At 60.6% G+C, this 26855-nt stretch carries 27 protein-coding genes; 9 read left to right on the top strand and 18 right to left on the bottom strand.

Annotation, left to right across the window (positions count from 1 at the left end):
- Nucleotides 1-52 precede the first annotated feature (52 nt).
- From ACZ1HA_RS05210 to ACZ1HA_RS05195, 4 genes are all read left to right on the top strand, one after another.
- Nucleotides 53-697: an SDR family NAD(P)-dependent oxidoreductase gene (locus ACZ1HA_RS05210; protein WP_472713128.1), complete on the top strand. Its 645-nt coding sequence runs from the start codon at nucleotides 53-55 to the stop codon at nucleotides 695-697.
- Nucleotides 698-774: 77 nt separating this feature from the next.
- The gene (gene surE / locus ACZ1HA_RS05205) at nucleotides 775-1560 is read left to right on the top strand and encodes a 5'/3'-nucleotidase SurE (RefSeq protein WP_472713127.1); all 786 of its coding nucleotides are present in this window, start codon (nucleotides 775-777) and stop codon (nucleotides 1558-1560) included.
- A complete protein-coding gene (locus ACZ1HA_RS05200; RefSeq protein WP_472713126.1) occupies nucleotides 1557-2201 on the top strand; it encodes a protein-L-isoaspartate(D-aspartate) O-methyltransferase in 645 nt (214 codons plus the stop codon). The genes surE and ACZ1HA_RS05200 overlap by 4 nt, the downstream gene beginning before the upstream one ends.
- Nucleotides 2202-2270: 69 nt before the next feature.
- The gene (locus ACZ1HA_RS05195) at nucleotides 2271-3461 is read left to right on the top strand and encodes a LysM peptidoglycan-binding domain-containing protein (protein WP_472713125.1); all 1191 of its coding nucleotides are present in this window, start codon (nucleotides 2271-2273) and stop codon (nucleotides 3459-3461) included.
- A gap of 270 nt (nucleotides 3462-3731) precedes the next feature.
- Here ACZ1HA_RS05195 and ACZ1HA_RS05190 read toward each other — a convergent pair whose 3' ends face one another.
- Genes ACZ1HA_RS05190 through tatA form a run of 4 tightly spaced genes read right to left on the bottom strand, consistent with a single transcriptional unit; the run spans nucleotide 3732 to nucleotide 6081 of the window.
- A complete protein-coding gene (locus ACZ1HA_RS05190; RefSeq protein ID WP_472713124.1) occupies nucleotides 3732-4577 on the bottom strand; it encodes an ATP-binding protein in 846 nt (281 codons plus the stop codon).
- Nucleotides 4574-5422: a twin-arginine translocase subunit TatC gene (gene tatC, locus ACZ1HA_RS05185; RefSeq protein WP_472713123.1), complete on the bottom strand. Its 849-nt coding sequence runs from the start codon at nucleotides 5420-5422 to the stop codon at nucleotides 4574-4576. The genes ACZ1HA_RS05190 and tatC overlap by 4 nt, the downstream gene beginning before the upstream one ends.
- On the bottom strand, nucleotides 5419-5865 hold the full coding sequence (gene tatB / locus ACZ1HA_RS05180; protein ID WP_472713122.1) for a Sec-independent protein translocase protein TatB: 447 nt from the start codon (nucleotides 5863-5865) through the stop codon (nucleotides 5419-5421). The genes tatC and tatB overlap by 4 nt, the downstream gene beginning before the upstream one ends.
- A 3-nt stretch (nucleotides 5866-5868) precedes the next feature.
- The gene (gene tatA / locus ACZ1HA_RS05175; RefSeq protein ID WP_375228064.1) at nucleotides 5869-6081 is read right to left on the bottom strand and encodes a twin-arginine translocase TatA/TatE family subunit; all 213 of its coding nucleotides are present in this window, start codon (nucleotides 6079-6081) and stop codon (nucleotides 5869-5871) included.
- A gap of 215 nt (nucleotides 6082-6296) precedes the next feature.
- Here tatA and ACZ1HA_RS05170 point away from each other — a divergent pair, with 215 nt between their 5' ends.
- Nucleotides 6297-6674 carry a hypothetical protein gene (locus ACZ1HA_RS05170; protein ID WP_472713121.1) on the top strand — a complete coding sequence of 126 codons (378 nt, stop codon included), beginning with the start codon at nucleotides 6297-6299 and terminating at the stop codon, nucleotides 6672-6674.
- Between the two features lies 1 nt (nucleotide 6675).
- Nucleotides 6676-7356, top strand: coding sequence for a helix-turn-helix transcriptional regulator (locus tag ACZ1HA_RS05165; RefSeq protein WP_436399477.1), 681 nt, complete (start codon nucleotides 6676-6678; stop codon nucleotides 7354-7356).
- On the opposite strand, the gene ACZ1HA_RS05160 is transcribed toward ACZ1HA_RS05165, so the two are convergent.
- The 7 genes from ACZ1HA_RS05160 to ACZ1HA_RS05130 form a co-directional block, all read right to left on the bottom strand.
- Nucleotides 7329-8279 (bottom strand): glutathione S-transferase family protein, encoded by a 951-nt coding sequence (locus tag ACZ1HA_RS05160; protein ID WP_472713120.1) that lies wholly within the window; start codon nucleotides 8277-8279, stop codon nucleotides 7329-7331. The genes ACZ1HA_RS05165 and ACZ1HA_RS05160 overlap by 28 nt on opposite strands.
- A gap of 12 nt (nucleotides 8280-8291) precedes the next feature.
- Entirely contained in the window at nucleotides 8292-8657 is a 366-nt protein-coding gene (locus ACZ1HA_RS05155) for a Lin0512 family protein (protein ID WP_472713119.1), read from the bottom strand.
- Nucleotides 8650-9000, bottom strand: coding sequence for a Lin0512 family protein (locus ACZ1HA_RS05150; RefSeq protein WP_472713118.1), 351 nt, complete (start codon nucleotides 8998-9000; stop codon nucleotides 8650-8652). Before ACZ1HA_RS05150 ends, ACZ1HA_RS05155 begins: the two co-directional genes overlap by 8 nt.
- Before the next feature lie 10 nt (nucleotides 9001-9010).
- Nucleotides 9011-10093: an ABC transporter ATP-binding protein gene (locus ACZ1HA_RS05145; RefSeq protein WP_472713117.1), complete on the bottom strand. Its 1083-nt coding sequence runs from the start codon at nucleotides 10091-10093 to the stop codon at nucleotides 9011-9013.
- A 45-nt stretch (nucleotides 10094-10138) separates the two neighbouring features.
- Entirely contained in the window at nucleotides 10139-11497 is a 1359-nt protein-coding gene (locus tag ACZ1HA_RS05140; protein WP_472713116.1) for an SLC5/6 family protein, read from the bottom strand.
- Nucleotides 11498-11596: 99 nt separating this feature from the next.
- The gene (locus tag ACZ1HA_RS05135) at nucleotides 11597-12718 is read right to left on the bottom strand and encodes a DNA alkylation repair protein (protein WP_472713115.1); all 1122 of its coding nucleotides are present in this window, start codon (nucleotides 12716-12718) and stop codon (nucleotides 11597-11599) included.
- Nucleotides 12719-12721: 3 nt separating this feature from the next.
- On the bottom strand, nucleotides 12722-13501 hold the full coding sequence (locus ACZ1HA_RS05130; protein WP_375228072.1) for an SDR family oxidoreductase: 780 nt from the start codon (nucleotides 13499-13501) through the stop codon (nucleotides 12722-12724).
- A 196-nt stretch (nucleotides 13502-13697) separates the two neighbouring features.
- On the opposite strand from ACZ1HA_RS05130, the gene ACZ1HA_RS05125 reads away from it, so the two are divergent.
- Nucleotides 13698-14039 carry a RidA family protein gene (locus ACZ1HA_RS05125; protein WP_375228073.1) on the top strand — a complete coding sequence of 114 codons (342 nt, stop codon included), beginning with the start codon at nucleotides 13698-13700 and terminating at the stop codon, nucleotides 14037-14039.
- Between the two features lie 58 nt (nucleotides 14040-14097).
- Here the strand turns inward: ACZ1HA_RS05125 and ACZ1HA_RS05120 are convergent, their stop codons facing one another.
- Nucleotides 14098-14877, bottom strand: a complete 780-nt coding sequence (locus ACZ1HA_RS05120) for a VPLPA-CTERM sorting domain-containing protein (RefSeq protein ID WP_472713114.1) — start codon at nucleotides 14875-14877, stop codon at nucleotides 14098-14100.
- A gap of 265 nt (nucleotides 14878-15142) precedes the next feature.
- Here ACZ1HA_RS05120 and ACZ1HA_RS05115 point away from each other — a divergent pair, with 265 nt between their 5' ends.
- Together ACZ1HA_RS05115 and ACZ1HA_RS05110 are read left to right on the top strand one after the other, a co-directional pair.
- Nucleotides 15143-16750 (top strand): peptide chain release factor 3, encoded by a 1608-nt coding sequence (locus ACZ1HA_RS05115; RefSeq protein WP_375228075.1) that lies wholly within the window; start codon nucleotides 15143-15145, stop codon nucleotides 16748-16750.
- 207 nt (nucleotides 16751-16957) lie between these two features.
- On the top strand, nucleotides 16958-18451 hold the full coding sequence (locus ACZ1HA_RS05110) for a DEAD/DEAH box helicase (RefSeq protein WP_472713113.1): 1494 nt from the start codon (nucleotides 16958-16960) through the stop codon (nucleotides 18449-18451).
- Between the two features lie 61 nt (nucleotides 18452-18512).
- On the opposite strand, the gene ACZ1HA_RS05105 is transcribed toward ACZ1HA_RS05110, so the two are convergent.
- Genes ACZ1HA_RS05105 through nuoL form a run of 6 tightly spaced genes read right to left on the bottom strand, consistent with a single transcriptional unit; the run spans nucleotide 18513 to nucleotide 26851 of the window.
- Nucleotides 18513-20180: a ribonuclease J gene (locus ACZ1HA_RS05105; RefSeq protein ID WP_472713112.1), complete on the bottom strand. Its 1668-nt coding sequence runs from the start codon at nucleotides 20178-20180 to the stop codon at nucleotides 18513-18515.
- A 4-nt stretch (nucleotides 20181-20184) separates the two neighbouring features.
- Nucleotides 20185-20958 carry a type III pantothenate kinase gene (locus ACZ1HA_RS05100; protein WP_472713111.1) on the bottom strand — a complete coding sequence of 258 codons (774 nt, stop codon included), beginning with the start codon at nucleotides 20956-20958 and terminating at the stop codon, nucleotides 20185-20187.
- 20 nt (nucleotides 20959-20978) lie between these two features.
- The gene (locus ACZ1HA_RS05095; protein ID WP_472713110.1) at nucleotides 20979-21728 is read right to left on the bottom strand and encodes a biotin--[acetyl-CoA-carboxylase] ligase; all 750 of its coding nucleotides are present in this window, start codon (nucleotides 21726-21728) and stop codon (nucleotides 20979-20981) included.
- Nucleotides 21729-21786: 58 nt separating this feature from the next.
- The gene (gene nuoN, locus ACZ1HA_RS05090) at nucleotides 21787-23229 is read right to left on the bottom strand and encodes an NADH-quinone oxidoreductase subunit NuoN (protein WP_472713109.1); all 1443 of its coding nucleotides are present in this window, start codon (nucleotides 23227-23229) and stop codon (nucleotides 21787-21789) included.
- Between the two features lie 11 nt (nucleotides 23230-23240).
- On the bottom strand, nucleotides 23241-24782 hold the full coding sequence (locus tag ACZ1HA_RS05085) for an NADH-quinone oxidoreductase subunit M (RefSeq protein ID WP_436399479.1): 1542 nt from the start codon (nucleotides 24780-24782) through the stop codon (nucleotides 23241-23243).
- A complete protein-coding gene (gene nuoL / locus ACZ1HA_RS05080) occupies nucleotides 24782-26851 on the bottom strand; it encodes an NADH-quinone oxidoreductase subunit L (protein ID WP_375228080.1) in 2070 nt (689 codons plus the stop codon). The genes ACZ1HA_RS05085 and nuoL overlap by 1 nt, the downstream gene beginning before the upstream one ends.
- Nucleotides 26852-26855: the final 4 nt, after the last annotated feature.

The following is a 26855-nucleotide window of genomic DNA, read 5'->3' as shown; positions in this document are numbered from 1 at the left end:
CGGGCTGCGGTCTCTGCTTGACGCAGCCGCCGTTCCACGGCACGACCAGCGCATGACAAAAACAGCTCTTATCACCGGCGCCTCGCGCGGCCTTGGCGCCGCGCTCGCAGAAGCGCTCTGCCCCACGCACCACATTATCGCGGTGGCCAAAACCACCGGCGCCCTCGAAGAACTGGATGACCGCATCCAGGCGCGCGGCGGTGCGGCAACCCTGGCGCCGATGGATGTGACGAACGCAGATGCCATGGCCACACTGTGCCGCGGCATCTTTGACCGCTGGGGCAATCTGGACATCTGGCTGCATACGGCCATTCACGCAGCCCCCCTTGCCCCCACGGATCACATCGACAGCAAGGACTTCGCCAAATCGCTGAACGGAAACGTTACCGCGACAGCCACTCTCATTTCCTTTGTCGCCCCACTTCTGGGTCAGACCGGGCAGGCCGTCTTTTTCGATGACCCGCAGGCGGGCGAAAAATTCTTTGGCAGCTATGGCGCCAGCAAGGCCGCACAGATTGCACTCGCCCGCAGCTGGCAGGCGGAAACGGCCAAAACAGGCCCTGCGGTGCACATTCTGTCGCCTGCGCCCATGGCCACGGCCACCCGGGCCCGTTTTTACCCCGGCGAAAAACGGGACCACCTGAGCGATACACAGGACCAGGCTGCGGCACTTCTGGCACAACTGCAGCTTTCTTAAACGCATGTCACGGCCTGCAGGCGGCATGCGCTTGCTGCCTCCGTCCCCCTCGCCTATCAAGGCGCAAAGGGGTCAACATGCGAATTCTCATCACCAACGACGACGGTATCAATGCACCGGGGCTCAGGGTCCTAGCACAGATTGCCGACGAAATTGCCGGACCAGACGGTGAAGTCTGGACGGTGGCACCCGCCTTTGAACAATCAGGCGTCGGCCACTGCATCAGCTACACGCATCCGATGATGATCGCGGAGATGGCGCCCCGACGGTATGCAGCCGAAGGATCACCAGCCGACTGCGTCCTGGCGGGGTTGCATGACGTAATGAAGGAATGCCCACCTGATCTGGTGCTGTCCGGCGTGAACAGGGGCAACAATTCAGCCGAAAACACGCTCTACTCCGGCACCATTGGCGGCGCCATGGAAGCGGCACTGCAGGGCGTTCCTGCGATTGCGCTCTCGCAGTACTTCGGTCCTGCGAACAACCAGACCGAGGACCCTTTTGAAGCCAGCGCAGTGCATGGGGCAGATGTTGTCCGGCGGATTCTTGCGCATATGCCAGAAGAGACATCCGGCTACCGTCTGTTTTATAACGTGAACTTCCCACCTGTCCCCGCATCGGATGTTAAGGGCACCCGGCTGTCGCGGCAGGGTCTGCGCGACGGGACAGTATTTTCCACCGAACCGCATCTGTCGCCATCGGGGCGGCGTTTTCTGTGGATTCGCGGCGGCAACCAGCAGGTATCCACCGAGCCTGGAACAGATGCCGCGGACAACCTGGATGGCTATATTTCGGTCACGCCCATGCGCGCAGACCTCACAGCGCATGATGTGATGGAGGACCTGAAGGGCATCGCAACATGACCGGTGACGCTGAGCGCAAGATGCAGTTTCTCTACGCGCTGCGCTCACGTGGCGTGACGGACAAACGGGTGCTCCATGCAATGGAAACCATTGATCGCGGGCCCTTTATCCGCGGCATCTTCTCCGACAGAGCCTATGAGGACATGCCTCTGCCCATCGCCTGCGGCCAGACCATCAGCCAGCCTTCGATTGTCGGACTGATGACGCAGGCACTGCGGATATCACCCCGTGACAAGGTACTGGAAGTGGGTACCGGGTCCGGCTATCAGGCTGCCGTGCTCAGCCGCCTTGCGCGACGTGTTTATACTGTGGACCGTTACAGCCGGCTGGTGCGTGAGGCGCGTGCGCTCTTTGACGAGATGGACCTGACAAACATTACCGCACTGACAGCGGACGGCAGTTTCGGGCTGCCGGATCAGGCGCCATTTGACCGGATTATCGTCACCGCCGCTGCCGAAGACCCGCCCGGCACCCTGCTGGGACAGCTCAAACCGGGCGGCATCATGGTCGTGCCGGTGGGCCAGTCGGACGCGGTTCAGCATTTGATTGTCGCGCGAAAGACCGATGATGGCGTCGAATACGATGAATTGCGCCAGGTCCGTTTTGTTCCTTTGCTGGAAGGCTTGGGTAAGGACACATAAGCTGCTATATTGTCCGCAAGACAGCCGGGCCAACCGGCGTGTGCCACATGGCAGATTGAGGACGAGCAGATGACCCCGACCCGTTCGCGCAGCCGCGCGTTTCTTGCAGCGACGACCGCAGCAGCACTTGTGGTGCTTGCAGCCTGTGACCAGCCACTGGACTTCGATCTGCGGCGGGGCGGCTTTGGGACCGCCGATGCCGCCAGTTCCGTGCAAACCACAGACAGGCCGGCGCCGGACAGCCGCGGTGTCATTTCATACCCGACCTATCAGGTGGCCGTCGCAAAACGCGGGGACACGATCAACGACATTGCCAGCCGACTTGGCGTGAGCGCGGCTGAACTGGCGCGTTTCAACGGAGTAGATGCAGCTGTACCGCTGCGGGAAGGCGAAGTCGTCGCCCTGCCCGCACGTGTACCCGGCCCCTCCGGCGCCACCGGCACGGGACAACCCGGTGCCGTCGACATTGGCGCACTGGCCGGGGGTGCGATCGACCGTGCACCGGACAACAGCAGTTCGGCGTCCGCATCAGGCGTTCAGACAGCTGCACTGCCACCCGCGAGCGCCGCGCCCACCCCGGAGACCAGAGAACCCATCCGTCACAAAGTCGTGCGGGGTGAGACGGCCTTTACGATCTCCCGGCTCTATGACGTGCCGGTCAAATCGCTTGCCGAATGGAATGGACTGGGACCCGACTTTGCGATCCGCGAGGGCCAGTTCCTGCTGATCCCTGTTGCCCGCCAGGCACCGCCAGCAGCGGCTGCAGCACCGGTGACAGGACCCGGCACCGGGACACCGACGCCGACGCCGCCCAGTGCCGCAAAACCACTGCCCGCTGCAGAAGCCCCTGTTGAGAAAGCCGCCGAGCCCGAGGTCGACATCGGCGAGGAGACGATCGCCGACAGTTCCGCCCGGATGGTTTTCCCGCTTGAAGGCACCATCATCAGGACGTTTTCCAAAGACAAGAACCCCGGGATCGATATCCAGGCCGCTCCGGGCAGCACAGTTCGTGCTGCTGACGCAGGTGTTGTCGGCTCGGTTCTGGTGGATACGGACGGTGTGCCCATCATCGTTCTGCGTCATGAACCACAGCTTCTGACCGCCTATGTCAACGTAACAAACTATTCGGTCAAGAAAGGCGACAAGGTCGCACGGGGACAGCAGATCGGCACTTTAGGCGATGAGGACGGCACTTTCCTGCATTTTGAGGTCATCGAAGGCGGGCTCGAGCGCGTGGATCCGATGCTTTATCTCAAATAATCATCGACTTCGCTGAATTTCCCCGCGAATGCCATAATTCCGATTGATCACGCCACAGGGATGCCCTGTTTCGGTTCCAGAAACAGTGTGTGACTTTCTGCCCTGTGGAGACTGCTATGTCCGCCAGTACTGCAAAAAATGCGCTTGTTTCTGCGTCATTTACGCTGACCAACGGCCCTGACGGTGTTTGCAAATCACTTCGCCTGACTTTGCAAAACCGGTCACATACCCGGGTCATGCCTGGGAAGGTTATACCTTTTCCCGTGCGCTTCAGGTCTTCAGCGCAACGCCCTGCCGTCCGGCCAGGTCGGTAAAATACTGCCAGGCCACCCGACCGGACCTTGAGCCCCGCGTCGCCTGCCATTCGATGGCTTCGGCCCGTAGTGTTTCGTCATCTATGTGCACGCCCCATGCCTCGCAGTACCCTCTGATCATACTCAGATACTGATCCTGATCGCAGGGATGAAATCCCAGCCAGAGACCGAAACGGTCCGAAAGCGAGACCTTCTCCTCTACCGCTTCCGACGGGTTGATCGCGCTGCCGCGTTCGTTTTCGATCATATCACGGGGCATCAGATGCCGGCGGTTGGACGTCGCATAGAGGACAACATTGTCCGGTCGCCCCTCAATACCCCCATCGAGAACAGCCTTGAGGCTTTTGTAGTGGGCGTCGTCATGGCCGAAACTCAGGTCGTCGCAAAAGAGGATAAAACGGTACGGTGCGTCCCGCAGAAGGTTGAGCAGGCGCCCGACAGAGGGCAGGTCTTCTCTTTGAAGCTCAACAATACGCAATACTTCATGTGATGCATGAACTTTGCCATGTATTGCCTTGACAAGGCTAGATTTACCCATACCGCGCGCACCCCAGAGCAGCGCGTTGTTTGCCGGCAGCCCCCGGGCAAACTGCTCCGTGTTGGCAAGCAGCGTGTCACGCGATCGGTCAATACCGACCAGCAGATCCAGATCAACACGGGATACTGCAGGCACAGGCTCCAGACGATCCGGCGAGACATGCCATACGAACGCAGGCGCCGCTGAGAAATCCGGCGCGGCCACAGGGGCCGGCGCCAGTCGCTCAAGGGCTGCCGCGATGCGCTCTACGGGATCGTCAATCACGAAGCGGCATCCTCGTCATCATAGTAGCCTTCCGCACGCAGTTTTGCTTCGCGCTTGGTCTCGACCCGCTTCACCAGGAAGATGGACACTTCGTAAAGGCCATAGACCACAACGAACAGAATAACCTGGGTAATCACGTCCGGCGGTGTCACCAGTGCAGCAAGCACAAGAATGGCGACTACCGCGTATTTGCGTACATTTCCAAGGCCTTCGGAGCTCACAAGCCCCGCCTTGCCCATCAGCGTCAGAAGCACCGGCAGCTGAAAGCACATACCAAACGCAACGATGAACTTGATGGTCAGGTTCAGATATTCCTGGGCTGAACCCTGGAAAACCACGCTGAGACCGGGCGCATTCACGGGTTCACTGACCACCGCCTCGCCCTCGGCCCCAAACTGCTGGAACCCCAGAAAGAAGTCATAGGCCAGCGGGGTCACTACATAGAACGCAAAGGATGCGCCCAGCAGAAACATCACCGGTGATGAGATCAGAAAAGGCAGAAAAGCGCCTTTTTCATTCTTGTAGAGGCCCGGCGCCACAAAGCGCCACATCTGATGGGCAATCACCGGAAAAGAAAGAATAAGTCCGCCCAGGAGCGACACTTTGATCGCGACAAAAAAGCCTTCCTGAGGGCTGATAAAGATCAGATCGCAGTCCTGACCCCGCTCGGACAGAACCTTACAGAGCGGATCGGTCAGAAAGTTGAAAATCGGCGTTGCCACCGTAAAACAGATGATCATGCCGATCAGGAAGGCAATCACCGACCGGATGAGCCGCGTGCGCAGCTCGGCCAGGTGTTCAATCAGCGGGGCGGCACTTTCGTCCATGTCATCGGAAGCGCTCATGAGTCACTCTTTGGTTCAGGCGCAGCTGCGGCTTCGAGCGCCGCGGCTTTGTCCTGCGCCTCCTGCGCTTCCCGCATTTTGCGGTCCGCAGCGGCGCGGGCAGTCGCGGCCTGGATCTTCTTTGTCTGTTCCGCGCGTTCAGCCGACAGCTTGCCGGTCTCGCTCTCGGGATCAAATTTGGTCATATCCGCGGCGGCACTTTTGACACCATCCATGGCGGAACTTACCGGGTTCGTTGCGGCTTTGAGGCCTTTGGATATGTCTTTTACCCCGGCATCGTCCGCGGCATCATTCATCGCCCGGCTGAATTCGCGGGCCATGCCTTTGGCCTTGCCCACAAACTGCCCGATGGTGCGGAAGAGCACCGGCAGATCCTTAGGGCCAATCACAATCAGCGCGACGATGCCGATGACCAGCATCTCCGTCCAGCCGAGATCAAACATGGATCAGACCTTGTCTTTTTCGGTCTCGGGCGTGATGTCCTTGGCCTCTTCGGAGGCATTTGCGATCTCGTCCTGGCCTTCGTTGATGCCCTTCTTGAACGAAGTGATGCCTTTGCCCACTTCACCCATCAGGCTGGAAATCTTGCCGCGGCCGAAAAGAACCAGCACCACAACGGCGATCAGCAGAAGGCCAGGAAGGCCGATATTGTTCAACATTTGATCTCTCCCAAAAAAGGTCGCGCCCGGTCCGGGCGGGTCAGTCACCTCTTGGTTTAGGCAATCAGACCGCATGACAGAAGCGCGAAAGCCCCGGCGCACGCCTTTCAGAGACCGAAGCGGGTGAAAAATTGCCCCTCGCCAAACTCAACTGACAGGTTTATGTCAGTTGCACCCTGTCAAAAGCGCATCAGACGCAAACGAAAGGACGAAAAATGCGCTTTACCACTCTTGCCACTGCTCTTGTTGCTCTTGCTGCTGCCGATACGGCACGTGCGGGGGGCGAAACACCCGTGGCTGAAATCGTGACCTTCCGCCTTGCAGAGGGCGCGGATCCCGCGGAATTCACATCAGCAGCTGATGCAATAACCCCTTTCCTCAAAAACACAGGTGCTGTCCTGTCGCGCACGCTGAGCGTGGATGAAACGGGTTTGTGGACAGACCACATCACCTGGACCTCCATGCAGGTTGCAAAAGACACAGCTGCCGATGTGATGGCCCTGCCCGAAGCTGGCCCGATGATGTCGTTGATCGATGCAGAGACCGTCATCATGCGCCACGCCCCGATCCGGTTTTCCATGAAACAGGAGTAGCATGCGCCGCACCGACCGCCTTTTCGACATCATCCAGATCCTGCGCGACGGCAAACTGCACCGCGCGCAGGACATTGCGGAGCGTCTGGAGGTGTCGGTGCGCACGATTTACCGCGATATGGACACGCTGGTGGCATCCGGTGTGCCCGTCGAGGGCGAGCGCGGCGTAGGCTATATGATCACCGCCGCGATCACCCTGCCCCCGCTGAACCTCACGGTTGCCGAGCTGGAGGCGCTCAATCTGGGCATGGCCATCGTCGGAGAAGCCGCAGACCCGGACCTCAAGGCCGCCGCCCTCAGTCTGGCGGAAAAGGTCGACGCCGTTCTGCCCGAGCAGGTTGTGGCAGATGCGGATGCCTGGAAATTTGCGGTCTATCCTTTTGCCGATGCAGCACGGGGTTTTGCCCATATGCCCACGGTGCGGGCTGCAATCCGCGCCCGGCAGAAACTGCGCCTGACCTATACGTCCATCGGGGGCGCGGTCACGATGCGCACCGTGCGCCCCCTGCACATGGAATACTGGGGGCGGGTCTGGACACTGACCGTCTGGTGCGAGCTGCGCGAAGCCCACCGGGTGTTCCGCGTCGATCTCATTCAGACCGCGGAAGCGCTGCCGGAACTCTTTGTCGACGAGCCCGGCAAAACCCTTGCGGATTATGAGGCGTCAACCTCGACCCTGTAACCGGCACGCGGAAAGTGCACGGCAAGGTTTCCAGCCACGTCGTCGCGCCGCGCGATGGTGATGGTATCTGCATCAGCATAGGTCACGATGCCGGCCACGCCCTGTTCACCGCCATCAACGTCCGGGTGCACGGTTACTCCGGTGCCGGGCCGGATGCCCTGTGGGTCCAGCTGGTCCATACCGGAGGGCTCCTGCGGCTCACAGCCGGCAGCCACTTTGATCGCCTCTTCGGGCGTCATGGGCGAAACGGACCCGTGGCCGATGGCCGCGACGTTGCGTTCCCAGCGTTCCAGATGCGGGAATTCAGACAGGAATTCCGGCCCCTGCACCCACCGGCCACGAATGAACCAGACAACATGATAGAACTGTGCATCAATTGCGGCGGCAGCCTCGCCCAGCAGATAGGCCCGCCCATCTGACAGCTGCTCATTCAGCCACCCCATCGGTGCGCGCATCTGTGCGGCCAGGTGGGGCAGCGCCGCGTTGGCTGCTTTGAGACCCGCAGCCCAGTCCGGCCCCAGATAGAGCCGCCCGCGGTCTGCTGCGAAATCCGCCGGCAGGTTTTCCCCCGCAGAGCCCAGCACGATCTTCACCGCCAGATCGAAAAGCGCGCCATCGGTCCAGCGGCTGGCCGCCCACATCATCGCGGCCTCCGACGTCGGGAAATAAGTCGGCTCCGGAAAACGGTTTTCCAGTGCGCGGATGATGCAGGCGCTGTCGCAATAGATATCCGCCCCGATCTGCATCACCGGTGTGCGGCGATATCCACCGGTCAGCTGCGTCAGCATCGGCTTGGGGGCCAGACGCGGGATTTCCACGTCGTGCCACGCGACACCCTTGATGCCAAACGCGATACGCGCCTTTTCGGCCACGGGCGACTGCGGGTAGTTATGCAGGATGATGGCGCTCGAACTGTCGGTCATTCCGGGGTCCTTTCAGGACTTGTTCTTCAGGGTCCAGCCGGTCTGCGGCGGCAGGAAGGCTTCGACACTGGCCTGGGCCACTACGATGGGGTCCCCGGCGATTGTTTCAACGTTCAGCCCCCCATGGACGACCCGTACTTCTGCACGGCCCCGGGGCAGAAACGCCTGCAGCACTTCGACATCCACGGCATCAGGGTCCTGCACACCAACCGTCACCTGCACGCGCATCTCGCTGTGCGGCAGATCAAGCACCCCGAAGAGCGGCAGCGACGAATGCCTGAAGGCGTCCTCAATCGCGCGGCGGGCGGCTTTTGTGTAATCCTGGCCATGCAGGTCGTTGCCCATGCCCATTTCAATGATCAGGCGCTGTTCAGCCATCGGTGCGCTCCATGTCAAAACCCACGGTCAGCGCCACATTAGCCATGATGGTCGGATTGCCCTCGCCTTCCGGCCTGGGTGCGTCCAGCCCGCCGCGCTGAACCCGCACCTGCGCATCGCCATAGGGAAAGACGGCCATCACCTCGGAGACATCAACCTGATCCGGTTGCTGCACACCAATGTCCACGATGATTTTCATGTCGGTTTTCTCAAACCCGAAAAGCTCCGCCAGGTTGATCGAATTGTGCCAGAGCGCGTCTTTGACGCCCCGCACCGCTGCCTGGGTGTAGTCGCCCCGCCGGAGCGAAGTCCCCATCCCGAATTCCACCAGAAGCCGCTGCATCAGACCCTCCTCAGGCTGCAAAAACGAAACACCGGTCACGCCGGATCGTCAGCCACATGACCGTATCCGGCTGTGGCAGAAACACATTGGGCACCGTCGCGCGGAGCACGGAGCCGTCATAATCCATACGGAATTCGACCAGGCTCTCGTTGCCCATGAACCGTGCGCGCTGGACCACACCGCGGGCCGCCGTACCATCGCTGGCCGTTGGCAGCGGACCCGTCCCGTTACGGTCAAAATCGATGCGCACATGCTGGGGCCGGAACACGATGTCTACGGCTGTGCCATCGGGCACACCCGGTGCCAGAAACCGGCCAAAAGGTGTCTGGGCCAGCGCACCGGATACTTCGGCCCGCAGGACGTTCGCATCCGAGAAAAAGGCCACCGCCGCCCGGTCCACGGGCCGCGTATAGACGTTGTAGGGCGCGCCCTGCTGCACAATCCGGCCGTCCCGCATCAGGGCAATCTCGTCCGCCATGCGCATGGCCTCTTCGGGCTCGTGGGTCACCAGCAGCACCGCGGTGTCTTCTTCCTTGAGGATCGTCAGGGTCTCGTCCCGAATGCCATCCCGCAGACGGTTGTCGAGGCCGGAAAAGGGTTCGTCCATCAGCATGATGCGCGGCTTCGGCGCCAGCGCCCGGGCCAGCGCCACGCGCTGCTGCTCCCCGCCGGAAAGCTGGTGTGGAAACCCGTCAATGAAGCGCAGCAGATCCACGCGCTGCAACAGCGCCTCCACCCGTTCGCGTTTTTCCGCTTTGGAGCCCTGGCGCAGACCAAAGGCCACGTTGTCCGCTACGCTGAGATGCGGAAAAAGCGCAAAGTCCTGAAACATCAGCCCGATCTCGCGCCGTTCGGGCGGCACGCGGAAAATGGTGTCGCAGATCAGATTGCCGTCGACATAGATTTCGCCACTGTCCTGCATTTCGACCCCGGCAATCATGCGCAGGGTTGTGGATTTGCCGCAGCCTGACGGTCCGAGCAGACAGGTCACCTGCCCCGGCATGATTTTCAGCGAGACATCATCCACCACCGCGCGGCCCTCAAAGGCACGGCGCAGGTTTCTGATCTCGAGCCTCGGGGCGGGCTGGGACAAGGGCGGGCTCCGGATATCCGACAGATTTACTCAGGCCCGGAGCTATCAGCCCTTCCGCGCGCCCGCAAGCACCGCGGCAAAACCAGTGACCAGAACCACAGCGCAGATGACGAACAACTGCTCGTATTTGTGCCCCTCCGGCAGGAGTGCAGCGACCCCCGGCCAGCTGCGTGCGAAATAGGCAAAGGCCCCGGCCAGCGCGGCACCATAGGCCACCAGGTAGGCCCAGAGCGCCACCGGTCTGCGCAGGACCAGACCCACGACGATCACCGGGCTCAGGAACATCGAGGCCGTGCCCGACACCGCAACCGCATCAAAGAGCGTCGCATTGCCCCAGAGCGTGAGTGCCAGGCCCGCAACCATCACCAGCGCCATCACCAGTCGCCCGCCCGTCAGGCTGCGTGCCGCCAGACCCAGCTCCTCGACCGCCAGACGGGCCGAAGAGGCAAGCGCGGAATCAAGTGTGCTGAGCGCGGATACCAGCAGCGACACCATGAGCAGCATGAACACCCAGGGCGGGAACATCACCCCCCATGTGCCGATCAGTTCGCCCTCATATTCTGCACCCGCCAGACCTGCTTGAATGCCAAATACGCCAAAGGCAATGATGCAAAGCGTGGAAATCCAGAACGCATGCAGGAAGGAGCGCCGCGTGGTCTCTGCGTCGGCCAGAAACCCACGGTCCATCATCACAGGATCATGCGCCGGGTAAGAGAAAACCTGCAGGGCAGCAACTGCCAGCAGCACCCAGCCGTTCCAGCTGCCCGCCACACCGGGCGCTGTCATCACCGCTATCGGCGAAAAGCCGGGCGTCAGCACCAGCGCCAGAAAGGCAATGCCGAACGCCACCAGAAAGAGCACCATCTGGACCACATCCGTGCGCAGTGCCGCAGACAGCCCGCCCCAGGCGGAATAGGCCAGCCCCAGCAGGGACACAGTCACAATCGCAATGGTTCCGCCGCCCCCTGCAACCGCGTCAAAAATCAGACCGACCACCAGAAGATTGGCAAATACCTCCGACAGCAGCCGCAGACCGATCACCACGTTGTAGCAGCCCGCACCAATGCGCCCGAATTCATCGTTCAGCCAGTCCTGCACGGAACGCGCCCCGCGTCTGCGCAGATGCCCGACAATATACCCGCCCGTCAGAAAGGAACCGTAATAAGCGGCGTAGGCCAGCGTGCCCGGCATGCCGTAGTAATATCCCAGAATGGCGGAATTCATCAGTGAACGGGCGAAAATCCAGGTAGTGACCTGGCTCAGTACCAGCACCCAGAGGCCCGGCGCTTCGCCGGTTTCACCACGACCACTGAAAAAACCCTCCGCGCCTACGCGCCGGGGGGCGGCGACGATGCTGAGAAGGATTATGCCCGCAAGAGACAGGATGAGGATGGTGGTTTGCATGAGTGGTATTCCATTCCTGGTTTGCCCAGAGCTAGCGCGGCAGATGGCACCGCACCAGCCCGGCATCCATCTGCTGCCAGGAATGTGATCAGGCGGTGATCAGTCGGGTGCCGTGACCTCAAAGGACGCGGTTGCCCTGTCACGCCCGTTAACCTGCAGCGTCAGGTGATGCGTTCCGGGATAAAGCCGGAAGGTCGTGGCATTCCCCTTGAGATGATGCGACTTTTTCAGCTCCAGGGTCTTACCCGCACACACAGCGCTCTGTTTCAGCTTGAAGACTTTTTCACCCGTTTTGCCGCCCGGGCGGGCAAAGGTAAGCCGGTAATCCACGATAACCGGCAGATCCGTCTGCGCATCCAGCCGGCATGTGAACTTCAGATGCTCACCGATTGTGACCCCGGGCGTATCCACAGAAAGTTCAGCCTTCACAGGCACTTCCGGATCATATCCCAGCAGCGCCATAGCCCCGCCGTGCCCGTTTTTGATGAGCGTGCGCAGCGCGTGCCGCGTCATCCAGGCCATCTCTTTGTCGGGCTGACGACCAGCATCGCGCCAGGAGCCCAGACGGTCTGTTACCATTTCCGGCACGCTGCGGCTGAGGTCATTGAGATGGTTGGCCACGGACCGTGTCACGAAGCGGGTCGGGTCTCCGGCCAGTCTGTCCAGCAGCGGCAGGGTCTGCTCGGGGCTCAGCCCCACGGCTTTGGCCCAGGGCAGCCGCGGACGGGTGCCTTCACTCACCAGCCGGCGCACGTGATAATTGTCATCCGTTGCCCAGGCCATAAGATCAGCGAGCGTTTCCTCGGGCCAGCGGACCAGAAAATCGCGGACCCAGAACTCCATCGAAAAGCGTTGGGTCGCCTCATAGAGCACCCCCATCGCCATTTCACGGTGCTCCTCAAGCCCGTGGCGCGCCGCCAGAATGCCCGGCACCGCAAAGACAAACCGGCCAAAGTCGTCATCCTTCAGCGTCGGGTCGAGACGCGGCGCCATTGAGGCATGCAGCAAAGGCGCCAGCTCCGGAAAGCCGGCAGGCAACTGCGCTTCGGCGCAATCGGCCAGCCAGTCCAGACGCGCCATCAGCTCGCGCTCGGGAAAACCCGCCAGCGCATCCTGCACAAACCGCGCCCGGTCGAAACCGGGCACGCCGCGCTCAAAATCACTGGCCACCAGCCCGACGGTTTCTGCGTTAAAGAGCTGATCCTTCAGCAGTTCGGGCATGGATCAGATGGTGGCGTTGGTGGCACCACCGTCCAGCAGCAGGTTCTGTCCGACGATGAACCCTGCATGCTGCGAACACAGGAACGCGCAGGTCGCGCCGAACTCCTGACGCGTGCCATAGCGGCCTGCGGGGATCGTAGCGGCACGGTTGGCGCGCGCCTCGTCGATCGAAATGCCCTGCGCTTTGACCACAGCACCATCCAGTGCATCGGCACGGTCGGTGGCGTGAATGCCGGGCAGCAGGTTGTTGATCGTCACGCCCGAGCCTGCGACCTGGCGGCTGGTGCCTGCCACATAACCGGTCAGTCCTGCGCGCGCCGAATTCGACAGCCCCAGCACGGGAATAGGCGCTTTGACCGACTGCGAGGTGATGTTGACCACCCTGCCCCAGCCACGCTCCATCATGCCGGGCACCAGCGCTTTGATCAGCGCCACCGGTGCCAGCATATTCGCGTCCAGCGCCTTGATGAAATCCTCGCGGTCCCAGTCATGCCACATGCCCGGCGGCGGACCGCCCGCATTGTTGACGAGAATATCCGCATCACCGGCCGCTTCCGTCAGCGCCGCCTGGCCTTCGGGTGTCGAAACATCAGCTGCAACGGTAGTGACATTCACACCGTATTCGGCGCGGATGGCCTCTGCTGCTGCGTCCAGCGCGTCAGCGCCACGCGCGTTCATCACCAGATCGACTCCTGCGGCCGCCAGTGCCTCTGCACATCCCAGACCCAGCCCTTTGGACGAGGCGCAGACAACCGCGCGTTTACCTTTGATTCCCAGATCCATGATGTACTCCCTGTTATGCGTCGGTTCTGACTAACACCTCTCCCGCCCCGGTGACCAGAGAAAGGCGACGGGGGCCATGGAGACGGATCCGTCCGGCTCGTCAGCGGGGTTTCGCCTCTCCTGGCGGCATCAGTGGTTGCTCTGACGCACAGAAACGTCCATGCAGGCGGCATTACCCGCAGAAAGGCCAGAAAGAATGATTGAACGGATTGATACCGGCGTACGCTCCTCGAAAATCGTGAAATACCAGGGCGTTGCCTATATCACAGGACAGGTGGGCGAAGGCGACACCATTCAGGAACAGACCACCGAATGCCTGCGTCGTCTGGACGAACTGCTGATCAATGCAGGGTCCTCTCGCAAAAAAATGCTGCGGGCAACGATCTGGCTTGCGGACATGAGCGACTTCGCCGGGCTGAATGAAGTCTGGAACGCATGGGTGCCCGAGGGCCACGCACCTGCCCGCGCCTGTGGAGAGGCAAAACTTGCCCGTCCCGAGCTGAAGGTCGAAATTATCGTCGACGCGGCCTACGACTGATCCAAAAGAAAACGGCGGCCCCTGAAGGCCGCCGCTTCCGCTGCATATGTCTGTGTGATCAGGCTGCCTTGCGCCGACGCTTCATGGCGGCAAGACCCCCGAAAGCTGCCATCAGCATCCAGCCCGCGGCGGGCAGTGGTACGGCGCTGACCGACCCGACGACATCATCGATGCCAAAACCGTCACGTTCTGCAGCATCATTGAACAGATCGACGGTCACGTCAGAGACGCTGTCGCTGAAGAGCAATGTCACGAGATACAGGCTGCCGTTCGGCCCGCCGGTCGGTGCGCCGCCGATATCAGGCACGATCAGGGTGTCGCCTTCAACTTCGCCGCCAACGGCAATGTTGAATTCAAGGCTGCCCACATCGTCGGCGTCCATCAGCAGAAAACTGATCCGGTCAAACAACAGATCTGAAACCGCACCGGTGTTGATGCGGATGCCTCTGTTGTCGTTGCTGTCCAGGTACTGGCTGCCGCCGGCGGTTGTATTGAAACGGCCATACTGCGAACGGTCCCGGATCACGGCCTGATCTTTCGGCCCAACAACGGAGCTGCCGCCGGCACCTGTACCAAGATGCTCATAGGCAGCAAAGTCGCCGGTGAAATTGGTCGCCGTGCAATTATCCGCCGGGCAGGCTGTGAACCGTTCAAAATCGTCACCACCGATGATGCTTTCCCCGGCAAACGCAGCCTGGGCTGCACGGGCCCCGGCCAGGTTCAGATCGCCGTCGCCGGTCGAGCCAAAGTATTCAATATCGATTGTTGTGAGCGTGGCTGCCTGAGCAGACATCGCCGAGATAGAAGCCGCTGCGACGAGCGCCAGAATATTTTTCATCGTACTTTAACCCATACAAACTCAGTAAAACACGTGCTCAGTTAGCACGCGGCTGCCGCCACGGTAAAGCCACACTCTGCCCCGATTCTGCCATTATTTGCCGCGAACGTCGGCTCCTGCTGATCAGTGCGGCGGCTGCTCAGGGATTGTCCACGGTCGTGCAACAGATGCCCCCGGACGGCGCCGGGAAACGGCCGGCGGTGGAATCAGCTGCTGCCCCAAGCACATGCTTGCAGCACCCGGGGGCTTAACCTATACGCAGCCCATGCTGGATAACGCCCGAAACCGCCCTGACCTGCCGCCCGAAATCGCGCGCCGCCGCACCTTTGCGATCATCTCGCACCCGGACGCGGGCAAGACGACCCTGACCGAGAAATTCCTTCTCTTCGGGGGCGCGATCCAGATGGCGGGCCAGGTCCGCGCCAAAGGCGAAGCGCGGCGAACGCGCTCTGACTTTATGGCGATGGAAAAAGACCGCGGGATCTCCGTTTCAGCCTCCGCCATGTCGTTCGATTTCCGCGAATTCCGGTTTAATCTGGTGGACACACCCGGCCACTCTGACTTCTCCGAAGACACGTACCGCACGCTCACCGCCGTAGATGCGGCCGTTATGGTGATCGACGGTGCAAAAGGTGTTGAAAGCCAGACGCAAAAGCTTTTTGAAGTCTGCCGGATGCGGGACCTGCCGATCCTGACCTTCTGTAACAAGATGGACCGGGAAAGCCGGGACGTTTTTGAAATTATTGACGAAATTCAGGAAAATCTGGCAATAGACGTCACCCCGGCAAGCTGGCCTATCGGTGTTGGGCGGGATTTCATCGGGTGTTATGACATCCTGCGGGATCGTCTGGAACTGATGGACCGGGCAGACCGGAACCGGGTGGCTGAATCCATCGAAATCAACGGGCTGGATGATCCTGCTCTGACGGAACACGTGCCCGCGGACCTTCTTGAAAAACTGCGCGAAGATCTGGAGATGGCGCGCGAACTGCTGCCCCCGCTCGATATGGAAGCGATGCATGAAGGGTCTCTCACGCCGATCTGGTTCGGCTCGGCGATCAACTCCTTCGGGGTCAAGGAACTGATGGACGGCATCGCCAACTATGGCCCGCAGCCGCAGATCCAGTCGGCAGAGCCCCGCCAGATTCTGCCCGAAGAACCCAAGGTTGCCGGCTTTGTTTTCAAAGTGCAGGCGAATATGGACCCCAAACACCGCGACAGGGTTGCTTTTGTGCGGCTGGCCTCCGGACACTTCAGCCGCGGCATGAAACTGACTCATGTGCGCAGCAAAAAACCCATGGCCATCACCAACCCGGTGATGTTTCTGGCATCCGACCGCGAACTGGCCGAAGAGGCCTGGGCCGGCGATATCATCGGGATCCCGAACCACGGACAGCTGCGTATCGGCGATACCCTGACCGAGGGCGAGGCGATCCGCGTGACCGGCATTCCGTCCTTTGCGCCGGAGCTGCTGCAGGGCGTGCGCGCGGGCGATCCGATGAAAGCCAAACATCTGGAAAAAGCACTGATGCAGTTCGCTGAGGAAGGTGCGGCGAAAGTCTTCAAACCCTCCATCGGCTCCGGTTTCATCGTGGGCGTTGTCGGACAGCTGCAGTTTGAGGTGCTGGCGAGCCGGATCGAACTGGAATACGGGTTGCCGGTGCGTTTCGAGGGATCACAGTTCACCTCCGCCCGGTGGGTGAACGGTGACAAACAGGCGGTCGATGCGTTTGCCGATAAAAACAAACAGCACATCGCCCATGATCATGATGGCGATGTCGTCTACCTGACGCGTCTGCAGTGGGACATCGACCGCGTCGAACGCGATTACCCCGACGTACGCCTGACAGCGACCAAGGAAATGATGGTCTGAACAGACCTGCGCGCTCCGACCGGCCACAAAGACACAGTGCTGCGGCATTTTCCCGGCGCTGCATCTGCGACTGCCATCCTGTTTGACCCGGAAGGCAACACTTGTTATGGACGCGCAGCATGTCGCGACACCGGTCGCACCTTTGGCCATTCGGGCTGACATGTATGCTGCAGCGGGCCAGGTTGTGTCCGCAAATATCGGACACATATGACAAAATTTACTGACCTGAATCTGAACCCAAAAGTCCTGAAAGCCATTGACGAGGCGGGATATGAATCCCCCACACCGATCCAGGCTGGTGCCATTCCGCCAGCGCTGGAAGGTAAGGACGTTCTGGGCATTGCACAGACCGGCACCGGCAAAACGGCGAGTTTTACCCTGCCGATGATCACCCTGCTAGCCCGTGGCCGCGCCCGCGCGCGGATGCCCCGCAGTCTGGTGCTCTGCCCCACGCGGGAACTTGCGGCCCAGGTGGCCGAGAACTTTGACACCTACACCAAACACCTGAAGCTGACCAAAGCGCTGCTCATTGGTGGCGTATCCTTCAAGGAACAGGACAAGCTCATCGACAAAGGTGTGGACGTGCTGATTGCCACGCCCGGCCGTCTGCTGGACCACTTTGAACGCGGCAAACTGCTGCTGACGGGTGTGCAGATCATGGTGGTGGATGAAGCAGACCGGATGCTCGACATGGGCTTTATCCCGGACATCGAACGCATCTTCAGCCTGACGCCCTTCACCCGCCAGACCCTGTTCTTTTCGGCCACCATGGCGCCGGAGATCGAGCGGATCACCAACACCTTCCTTTCTGCGCCTGAGCGGATCGAAGTTGCCCGCCAGGCCACCACCAGCGAGAACATTGAACAGGGCGTTCTGATGTTCAAAGCGTCCCGACGGGACCGCGAAGGGACCGAAAAGCGCAAAGTGCTGCGTGCCCTGATCGATGCCGAGGGCGAAAAGTGCACCAATGCGATCATCTTCTGCAACCGGAAAACGGATGTGGATATCGTCGCCAAGTCACTGAAAAAATACAAATATGACGCCGCACCGATCCACGGCGACTTGGACCAGAGCCAGCGGACCAAAACGCTTGACGGCTTCCGGGACGGCACACTGCGGTTCCTTGTGGCCTCTGACGTGGCCGCCCGCGGTCTTGATGTTCCATCGGTCAGCCACGTGTTCAATTTTGACGTGCCGGGCCATGCCGAAGACTATGTGCACCGCATTGGCCGGACGGGTCGTGCCGGACGCGATGGTAAAGCCATCATGATCTGCGTGCCGCGTGACGAAAAGAACCTCACCGACATTGAAAACCTGGTGCAGCGCGAGATACCGCGTCTCGACAACCCGCTGGGTGGCGGCAAACCTGCCGAGGAACCGTCGGAGAAGGCTGAAAAGTCAGACGAAAAGCCAAAGCGCAGCAGATCGCGCAGCCGGCGCAAGGACAAAGACGAGGCGGAAACACCTGCGGCGGACACCGCGCCCGCTGAAACCGTGTCCGGGACGGAAAAAGCACCCGCTGAGGCAAAAGCGGATAATGACACCAAACGGGACACCGAAGAGCCGCGCAAACGCAGCCGTGGTGGACGTGGCCGCGGACGCCGTGGAAATGACGGTGATGATCGCGGCGGCAACACCGTGGTCGGTCTCGGCGATCACACCCCGGAATTCATCGGACTGAGTTTCAAAGAGCGCCGCTGAGCGCCGGAAGCCCCAAAAAAAGCCCCCTGCGGATGTGCAGGGGGCTTTTTTGCACCGGGTGTCAGCTCAGACGACTGACAACCACGGTGACTTCGGGCTTCTTGCCAACCTCTTCCTGAGCGGAATTGCGCACCACACGGCGCAGCCCCTCGTTCAGCTTGTCATCGTCGCGCCAGGTCTTTTTGCCAGCCCTGCCGATCCACTGGCTGAGGTCTTCCTCCAGGACATCCACCAGCGCCGCACGGCTGCGCCCCGTTTCCGGCAGCCCCATGACCTCGCACCAGGGCTCCCCCAGCGGCTCGTCCCCGTCATCCATGATCAGCGTCACCAGCACATGACCGTTCAGCGCCATGCGGATACGGTCCCGCACCACACCATCCAGCGCGCCGATCTGCACAGACCCATCCAGATAGGTGCGCCCCGTTTCAACATATTCCGCGACCGTGGGCTGGTTGCCTGACAGATCGATCATCATGCCATTGACGGCCAGCACACCGGTCATACCCTTACTGTTGGCGATCTTCACATGCTCACGCAGATGGCGGTGTTCGCCGTGCATCGGGATCAGCACCTGCGGCTTCACGATGGCGGACAGTTTTTCAAGGTCGGGCCGGTTTGCGTGTCCCGAAACATGGTAAAGCCCCGTGCTGTCGTCCACCACATCCACGCCCTGTTCCGAGAACTGGTTGATAATGCGGATCACACCCTTTTCATTGCCCGGAATGGTCTTGGAGGAGAAGAGAAACAGATCCCCTTCCTGCATGGTCATGCCCTGATACTTGCCGCGCGCCAGCTGAGCCGAGGCCGCGCGGCGTTCCCCTTGGCTGCCGGTGACCAGCAGCATCAGATTTTCGCGCGGAATGCTCTGCGCATCCTCCGGGCTGACCACTGTGGGGAAGTCCGAAAGAACGCCTGTCTCGATAGCAGCCTCGATCATCCGGCGCATCGCCCGTCCCATCAGAACGATAGAGCGCCCTGCCCGCTCGCCGGCATCCGCCAGTGTTTTGACCCGCGCCACGTTCGAGGCAAAGGTCGTCGCGACAACCATGCCTTTGGCGGCCTGCACCAGCTTGGTGATCTCAGGACCAACCGAGGCCTCAGACCGCCCCGGGTTGGGTGAAAACACATTGGTGCTGTCCACGATCAGCGCTTTGACGCCATCCTTGCTGACCTCTGCCCAGAGGTCGGGGTCGAAAGGTTCGCCCACAAGGGGCGTCTCATCCAGCTTGAAATCACCCGAGTGGATCACACGGCCTTCGGGCGTATCAATCACCATGGAAGAGCTTTCCGGGATGGAATGCGAGATCGGCAGGAAACTGACTTTGAACGGTCCCGCACTGATCACCTCAGGCCAGGGGGATACGGTGCGCACAGAGTCTTCGGGGTGCCCGTGTTCCGTCATTTTGCGCCGCGCGATGTTCGCCGTAAAGGCGCGGGCGTAAACCGGTGCCTGCAGCTGGGTCCATGTATGTGCCACAGCGCCAACGTGATCCTCATGCGCATGGGTGATGAACACCGCCTCGATCTGATGGCGCCGTTCCGCCAGCCAGGAGATGTCCGGCAGGATCAGATCCACACCGGGGCTGCTGTCCATGTCGGGAAAGGCGACGCCAAGGTCCACCACGATCAGCCGCTCTTTGCCCGGCTCCCCATAGCCGTAAACATAAGCGTTCATGCCAATTTCGCCCGCCCCGCCGAGGGGCAGATAAATAAGTCGTTCTTTGCTCATAAAATTAAGCGTTATCCTTGTTGTATTGATGTATCACGGTCAGCCCGTGAATGGTCAGATCGTCCTCAAAAGCGTCAAACAGCGCTTCGGACTGCTGGAAAAGGGGTGCCAGCCCACCCGTTGATATCACGCGCATCTCGCGGGCGCGTTCCGCCTTGATCCGGGCACATATCTCACGCACCAGACCGATGTAACCCCAGAAAACGCCTGACTGCATGCAGGCCACTGTGTTTGTACCTATCACCGCCTGTGGTCGCGATATGTCAACATGCGGAAGAGCCGCAGCCGCCTGGTGCAGGGCCTCCAGGCTCAGGTTCACCCCCGGCGAGATCACTCCACCGATATAGGCACCATCGGTGTCGACCACATCGAAGGTGGTCGCCGTGCCGAAATCGACCATGATCAGGTCGCCACCATAAAGGTTGTGCCCGGCCACGGTATTGACCAGCCGGTCCGGCCCCACGGCCGTACCCTCATCCACCCGTACATCCACAGGCAGCAGGCAATCCGGTTTGCCCACCACCAGCGGCCTCGTCTTGAAATACCGGTCCGCCAGAACCCGCAGGTTGAACACAACCCTCGGCACCGTCGACGACACAATCATATCGGTGATCTGCACATCCAGGTTCTGCAGCCGCATCAGCGTGCTGAGCCAGACGTAATACTGATCCGCCGTGCGCTGCCACTCGGTCGATGTGCGCCAGGACGCCAGAAATTCCTCTCCGTCCCAGATCGCAAAGACCGTGTTGGTATTCCCGCAATCAACCGCCAGAAGCATGGTGCGGTCCCCCGTCCGTTTCAGAAAAACACTTCCGCCGCCGCAATCCGGCGCAATCCTGTGTGCGTGCGTAGCATCAGGTGACCCTCCGCGTCCACATCCTCAAAGCTACCGGTCAGGCTCTCACGCCCGGTCCGCGCGGTGATGACCTCTCCCAGACGCGCGGCATGGGCCAGCCAGGCGGCGCGGATGGGCGCAAAACCAAACTGACGGAACTGCGCCTCCAGTACCGCGTAAGCCTCTGCCAGATGGCACAGGAAATCTTCCGCTCCGATGACGGTTCCCGTCACCTCCGAAAGCGCCACCGGTGTCACCGCGCCAGCTTCCACATCGCCGGGCGCAGGAGCTGCCGCCAGATTGACACCAACGCCGATACACAACCCGCTCTGCTGCGTGCCTTGCCCGCTGCTCTCCAGCAGAATGCCGGCCACCTTGCCGCCCTGCAGCAACACATCATTCGGCCATTTCAGCTGAAAGAAATCCCCCCGACCGGTCACCGCCGTAAAGGCCTCAAAGAGCGCCAGTGACATCACAAAAGACCGCAGAGCCGCCACGCCCGGCGGTTCTTGCGTCTGCAGCACAAGCGTGGCCGCAAAACTCCCGCGGGGCATCGCCCAGGGCCTGCCCCGCCGGCCACGGGCCGCAGTCTGATGATGCGCAAGAACCCAGAACGGTGCGGGCTGCTCTCTGGCCAGCTGCCGCGCCGCATCAAGTGTCGATCCCGTCTCCGACAGGATCACCCGGCCATATCCGGCAGGCCAGCGGCTCACGACTTCTTCTGGCAGGAAATATCCCCCCGGAGGGCCGGTCAGCCACGCGCGCCCCCGGTCAGTTCACAAGCGTCGCCGCTGCCGCTGCCGCTGCAGATTCAACACCGAACATATTGGCAATACCCAGCACCATTACGGCCGCTGACGCCAGCAACAGACCCGCCAGAATGGGAGCACCGCCCTTGTCGAGGCCCTCTTCGCTGTCGTCCCCGAAATACATAAAGAAAACGATCCGCAGATAATAAAAGGCACCGATCACCGAGGCCACAACGCCCGCAATGGCAAGCCAGGCAAGATCAGCCTCATAGGCCGCGCGCAGAACATAAAACTTGCCAAAGAACCCCAGCATCGGCGGCACGCCAGCGAGGCTGAACAGCAGGATCAGCATGGCCAGCGCCTTACCCGGTTCGCGCTTTGCATACATGTTCAGCGCCGAGATATCCGTGACGGGCTGGCCGTCTTTCTGCATCATCAGAATGAACGCAAAGGTGCCGACATTCATAGTGACGTAGATCGCCATATAGATCAGCATCGCTTGGACACCCAGCACAGTCCCCGCTGCGAGCCCCATCAGCGCATAGCCCATATGGGCAATGGACGAAAACGCCATCAGGCGTTTGATGTTGGTCTGCCCGATCGCCGCCACGGCTCCGAGGAACATCGACAGCACCGACAGCAGCGCCACGATCTGGCTCCAGTCGTTGACCGCATTGCCGAACGCATCGTGCAGAACACGCGCAAAGAGCGCCATCGCTGCAACCTTGGGTGCTGTGGCGAAGAAGGCAGTGACCGGCGTCGGTGAGCCTTCATAAACGTCCGGCGTCCACATATGGAACGGCACGGCGGAAACTTTGAACGCCATGCCCGCCATCAGGAACACGAGGCCAAAGAGCAGCCCCAGGGATACCTCGCCCGCCTGCGCGGTCTGGATGATGCCGGAAAAGAGCGTAGTGCCCGCATAGCCATAGACCAGCGACGCACCATACAGCAGCAGGCCGGAGCTGAGCGCGCCCAGCACGAAATACTTCAGGCCCGCTTCGGTGGACTTCACGCTTTCACGCCGCAGCGAGGCCACGACATAGAGCGCCAGCGACTGCAGCTCGAGCCCCATGTAAAGCGCCATCAGATCATTGGCCGACACCATGACCATCATGCCCACAGCGCTCAGCGCCACCAGCAGCGGATATTCAAAACGCAGCAGATCACGGGACTTCATATAGCCCTCGGACATCACCAGCACAGCCGCTGCCGACAGCAGGATCGTGACTTTGGCAAAACGCGCAAACCCGTCGATCATGAGCATGCCGTTGAAGGCGGATTTTGCACCTTCCCCGTTGATGCCGATCCACGCGGCCAGGGCAATCATCACACCCGCCGTCATCCAGACCAGTGTCGATGCCAGCCCGTCCTTTGAGGTGTAGACCGCCACCAGAAGCATCACCATCGCATAGACGGAGAGCAGTATCTCGGGCAGGACCAGTGTCAGATCAGCAGAAGTCATTGCTTCACCCTTCAGTTCGACGCGAGCTGGGAGGCGGCCTCTGCCGCGGCCAGCGCCGTATCATAGTTTGAAACCAGGTTGGCCACAGCAGGCCCGGTAATATCGAGCACCAGCCCCGGGTAAACCCCCAGCAGCAGCGTCATCACCACCAGCGGCGCAAAGATCCAGCGCTCGCGCGGCGTCATATCCGTAATCGACCGCAGGCTCTCTTTGATCAGATCGCCCATGACCACCCGGCGGTAAAGCCACAGCGCATAGGCCGCCGAGAAGATCACACCTGTGGTCGCCACCACGGCCACCCATGTGTTGACCTGGAAGACCGCCATCAGCGTCAGGAATTCACCCACAAAACCGGAGGTGCCCGGCAGCCCCACATTAGCCATCGTAAAGAGCATGAAGATCAGCGCATAGGCCGGCATCCGGTTCACCAGCCCGCCATAGGCGTCGATATCGCGGGTGTGCATCCGGTCATAGATCACGCCCACGCACAGGAAGAGCGCGCCCGAAATAAAGCCGTGGCTGATCATCTGGAAAATCGCGCCATCCAGCCCCTGCTGGTTTGCGGCGAAAATGCCCATGGTCACAAAGCCCATATGTGCGACGGATGAATAAGCGATGAGCTTCTTCATGTCTTCCTGCACCAGCGCCACCAGCGACGTGTAGACGATCGCAATGGCCGACATCCACAGCACCAGCGGGGTCAGCACCTCTGCGCCCACAGGGAACATAGGGAGTGAGAACCGGATGAAACCGTAGCCGCCCATTTTAAGCAGAATGGCCGCCAGAACAACGGAACCGGCCGTCGGCGCCTGAACGTGTGCATCCGGCAGCCAGGTGTGCACCGGCCACATCGGCATCTTGACCGCAAAGCTGGCAAAGAACGCGAGGAACAGCAGGGTCTGCAGACCACCGATCACCTGAATGCCCAGTACCGAGAAGGTCTCGAAGGCAAATTCGTGGTTCAGCAGCACCTCAATATCCGTGGTGCCCGCATCCGCAAACATACCGACCATCGCCACCAGCATCAGCACCGAGCCGAGGAAGGTATAAAGGAAGAATTTGAAGCTCGCATAGATGCGGTTCGCCCCGCCCCAGATGCCAATGATCAGGAACATCGGAATGAGGCCCGCCTCAAAGAAGAGGTAGAAGAGCACCAGATCAAGCGCCATGAAAACGCCAAGCATCAGCGTTTCCAGCAGCAGGAAGGCGATCATGTATTCCTTGACGCGCGTGGTGACATTCCAGGACGCCGCAATCACCAGCGGCATCATGAAGGTCGTCAGCATCACGAAAAGAACGCTGATCCCGTCGACGCCCATCTTGTACTGCAGCCCCAGCAGCCAGTCGCGCTCTTCGACAAACTGGAAGCCGGTATCGTTCGGGTCGAACTGCGCCAGAATGAAGAGCGACACAAGGAAGGTCGCGACCGTTGCCGCCATCGCCAGCCACCGCGCATTGCGGTTGGCATATTCATCGTCCCCGCGCAGCCAGACCGCCATGATGAGCGCACCCAGCGCAGGAATGAAGGTGACCATAGACAGAAGGTTATCCATCACTCAACTCCCCCGCTGAGCGTCATCCATGTGACCAGCACCGCAATGCCGACGACCATGGCGAATGCATAGGTAAAGATGTAGCCGGACTGCGCGCGGCCTGCGAGACGGGTGAAGAAGGGGATGATCCCCATCGCCACACCGTTCAGGCTGCCGTCGATGACATTGCCGTCGCCGCGCTTCCAGAAGAAACTGCCGATCCATTTGGCGGGCCCGACAAAGATAACGTCATAGAGCTCGTCAAAATACCATTTGTTCTTGAGGAACAGATAAAGCGGACGCTGGTTCTCCGCCAGCCGTCCCGGCAGGCTCGGATTGGCGATGTAGAACCAGTACGCCACGACAAAACCCAGCACCATCGAGATAAACGGCGAGAGCTTCACCCATGTGGGCACATAATGCGCCTCATGCAGCACGGTGTTTTCGGGCGCGATATAGATGCCCGCTTCACCGGGCGCATCCGCCATCACGTATTTCAGCTCAGATGCTTTCGGGCTGCGCTCTGCCACGGCTTTTTTCAGTTCTTCAGCAGGCGCTTCATAGTGGCCTCCAAAGAACTTGATGATCTCGTTCTGCTTCCCGAAGAAGCTCGAATACCAGATCGCACCGGCAAAGATGGACCCCATCGCCAGAACGCCCAGCGGGATCAGCATCACCATCGGGCTTTCATGCGCATGTTCATGCGTGTGCTTGTCGCCGCGCGGCTTACCCCAGAAGGTCAGGAACATCAGCCGCCAGGAATAAAAGCTGGTGAACAGCGCCGCGATCACCAGTGACCAGAAAGCAAATCCATTGCCGGCAGCAAAGGCGCTTTCGATCACCGCATCCTTGGAGGCAAAGCCGGCAAAGCCGATCCAGCCGGTGAGCGGAATACCGACACCGGTAATGGCAAGCGTCCCGATCAGCATCGCCCAGAAGGTATAGGGGATCTTTTTACGCAGACCGCCGTAGTTCATCATGTCCTGCTCGTGGTGCATCGCATGAATGACTGAGCCTGCACCCAGGAAAAGCATCGCCTTGAAGAATGCGTGGGTGAAGAGGTGGAACATCGCCACCGGGTAGGCGCCAACGCCCGCTGCCACGAACATATAGCCCAGCTGTGAACAGGTCGAGTAGGCGATCACACGCTTGATGTCGGTCTGTACCAGCCCCACGGTCGCGGCAAAAAACGCTGTCGCAGCGCCCAGCACGGTGACAAACGACATAGCTTCGGGTGCAAATTCCATAATCGGCGACATACGACAGACGAGGAAAACGCCCGCTGTCACCATCGTCGCCGCGTGGATCAGCGCCGAGACAGGTGTCGGACCTTCCATGGCGTCCGGCAGCCAGGTGTGCAGGATAAGCTGTGCCGATTTGCCCATGGCGCCGACAAAGAGGAGGAAGGCCACAAGGTTCGCGGCATTCCACTCAGCCCACAGGAAGGTCAGCTGTGTTTCTGCCAGATCAGGTGCCGCTGCAAAAACGTCCGAAAAGTTGATGCTGTCGGTCAGGAAGAAGAGCGCAAAGATCCCCAGCGCAAAGCCGAAATCACCCACACGGTTGACCACAAAGGCCTTGATCGCGGCGGCATTGGCAGAAGGTTTGCGATAGTAAAACCCGATCAGCAGGTAGGAGGCAACGCCCACGCCCTCCCAGCCAAAGAACATCTGCACAAGGTTGTCCGCTGTCACCAGCATCAGCATCGCGAAGGTGAAGAAAGACAGATAGGCAAAGAAACGCGGCTTGTAGCTCTCGCCCTCTTTCCACTGCGGATCATGATCCATGTAGCCAAAGGAATAGAGATGCACGAGGCTCGAGACTGTGGTGATCACGATCAGCATGATCGCGGTCAGACGGTCCAGCCGGATCGCCCAGTCGGTGCTGAGCGTGCCGCTTTCGATAAAGCGCAGGATCGGGATCTGCTGGGTCACCCCGTCAAAGGTCAGGAAAACAACCCAGCTGAGGAACGCCGACAGGAAAAGCAGCGACGTGGCGGTCCACATCGCGGCCTTCTCACCGATGATTTTCCAGCCGAACCCGCAGAGGATCGCGCCAACCAGCGGGGCAAAAAGGATGATGGTTTCCATTGGC

This window comes from Roseobacter sp. S87 (assembly GCF_055693285.1).
Note: the sequence above shows the minus strand (reverse complement) of the source record. Positions and strands in the feature narration are given on the sequence as shown.

What these genes read in the sequence shown, in the direction of transcription:
- ACZ1HA_RS05135 (WP_472713115.1), bottom strand. Translation starts at nt 12,718, where the DNA reads ATGCCCGAACTGCTGAAGGATCAGCTCTTTAACGCAGAAACCGTCGGG.
- ACZ1HA_RS05125 (WP_375228073.1), top strand. Translation starts at nt 13,698, where the DNA reads ATGATTGAACGGATTGATACCGGCGTACGCTCCTCGAAAATCGTGAAA.
- ACZ1HA_RS05140 (WP_472713116.1), bottom strand. Translation starts at nt 11,497, where the DNA reads ATGCAAACCACCATCCTCATCCTGTCTCTTGCGGGCATAATCCTTCTC.
- ACZ1HA_RS05170 (WP_472713121.1), top strand. Translation starts at nt 6,297, where the DNA reads ATGCGCTTTACCACTCTTGCCACTGCTCTTGTTGCTCTTGCTGCTGCC.
- ACZ1HA_RS05085 (WP_436399479.1), bottom strand. Translation starts at nt 24,782, where the DNA reads ATGGATAACCTTCTGTCTATGGTCACCTTCATTCCTGCGCTGGGTGCG.
- tatC (WP_472713123.1), bottom strand. Translation starts at nt 5,422, where the DNA reads ATGAGCGCTTCCGATGACATGGACGAAAGTGCCGCCCCGCTGATTGAA.
- ACZ1HA_RS05105 (WP_472713112.1), bottom strand. Translation starts at nt 20,180, where the DNA reads ATGAGCAAAGAACGACTTATTTATCTGCCCCTCGGCGGGGCGGGCGAA.
- ACZ1HA_RS05130 (WP_375228072.1), bottom strand. Translation starts at nt 13,501, where the DNA reads ATGGATCTGGGAATCAAAGGTAAACGCGCGGTTGTCTGCGCCTCGTCC.
- ACZ1HA_RS05115 (WP_375228075.1), top strand. Translation starts at nt 15,143, where the DNA reads ATGCTGGATAACGCCCGAAACCGCCCTGACCTGCCGCCCGAAATCGCG.
- ACZ1HA_RS05110 (WP_472713113.1), top strand. Translation starts at nt 16,958, where the DNA reads ATGACAAAATTTACTGACCTGAATCTGAACCCAAAAGTCCTGAAAGCC.
- nuoL (WP_375228080.1), bottom strand. Translation starts at nt 26,851, where the DNA reads ATGGAAACCATCATCCTTTTTGCCCCGCTGGTTGGCGCGATCCTCTGC.
- tatB (WP_472713122.1), bottom strand. Translation starts at nt 5,865, where the DNA reads ATGTTTGATCTCGGCTGGACGGAGATGCTGGTCATCGGCATCGTCGCG.
- surE (WP_472713127.1), top strand. Translation starts at nt 775, where the DNA reads ATGCGAATTCTCATCACCAACGACGACGGTATCAATGCACCGGGGCTC.
- ACZ1HA_RS05160 (WP_472713120.1), bottom strand. Translation starts at nt 8,279, where the DNA reads ATGACCGACAGTTCGAGCGCCATCATCCTGCATAACTACCCGCAGTCG.
- ACZ1HA_RS05155 (WP_472713119.1), bottom strand. Translation starts at nt 8,657, where the DNA reads ATGGCTGAACAGCGCCTGATCATTGAAATGGGCATGGGCAACGACCTG.
- ACZ1HA_RS05100 (WP_472713111.1), bottom strand. Translation starts at nt 20,958, where the DNA reads ATGCTTCTGGCGGTTGATTGCGGGAATACCAACACGGTCTTTGCGATC.
- ACZ1HA_RS05200 (WP_472713126.1), top strand. Translation starts at nt 1,557, where the DNA reads ATGACCGGTGACGCTGAGCGCAAGATGCAGTTTCTCTACGCGCTGCGC.
- ACZ1HA_RS05120 (WP_472713114.1), bottom strand. Translation starts at nt 14,877, where the DNA reads ATGAAAAATATTCTGGCGCTCGTCGCAGCGGCTTCTATCTCGGCGATG.
- ACZ1HA_RS05195 (WP_472713125.1), top strand. Translation starts at nt 2,271, where the DNA reads ATGACCCCGACCCGTTCGCGCAGCCGCGCGTTTCTTGCAGCGACGACC.
- ACZ1HA_RS05210 (WP_472713128.1), top strand. Translation starts at nt 53, where the DNA reads ATGACAAAAACAGCTCTTATCACCGGCGCCTCGCGCGGCCTTGGCGCC.
- ACZ1HA_RS05165 (WP_436399477.1), top strand. Translation starts at nt 6,676, where the DNA reads ATGCGCCGCACCGACCGCCTTTTCGACATCATCCAGATCCTGCGCGAC.
- ACZ1HA_RS05150 (WP_472713118.1), bottom strand. Translation starts at nt 9,000, where the DNA reads ATGCAGCGGCTTCTGGTGGAATTCGGGATGGGGACTTCGCTCCGGCGG.
- nuoN (WP_472713109.1), bottom strand. Translation starts at nt 23,229, where the DNA reads ATGACTTCTGCTGATCTGACACTGGTCCTGCCCGAGATACTGCTCTCC.
- tatA (WP_375228064.1), bottom strand. Translation starts at nt 6,081, where the DNA reads ATGTTGAACAATATCGGCCTTCCTGGCCTTCTGCTGATCGCCGTTGTG.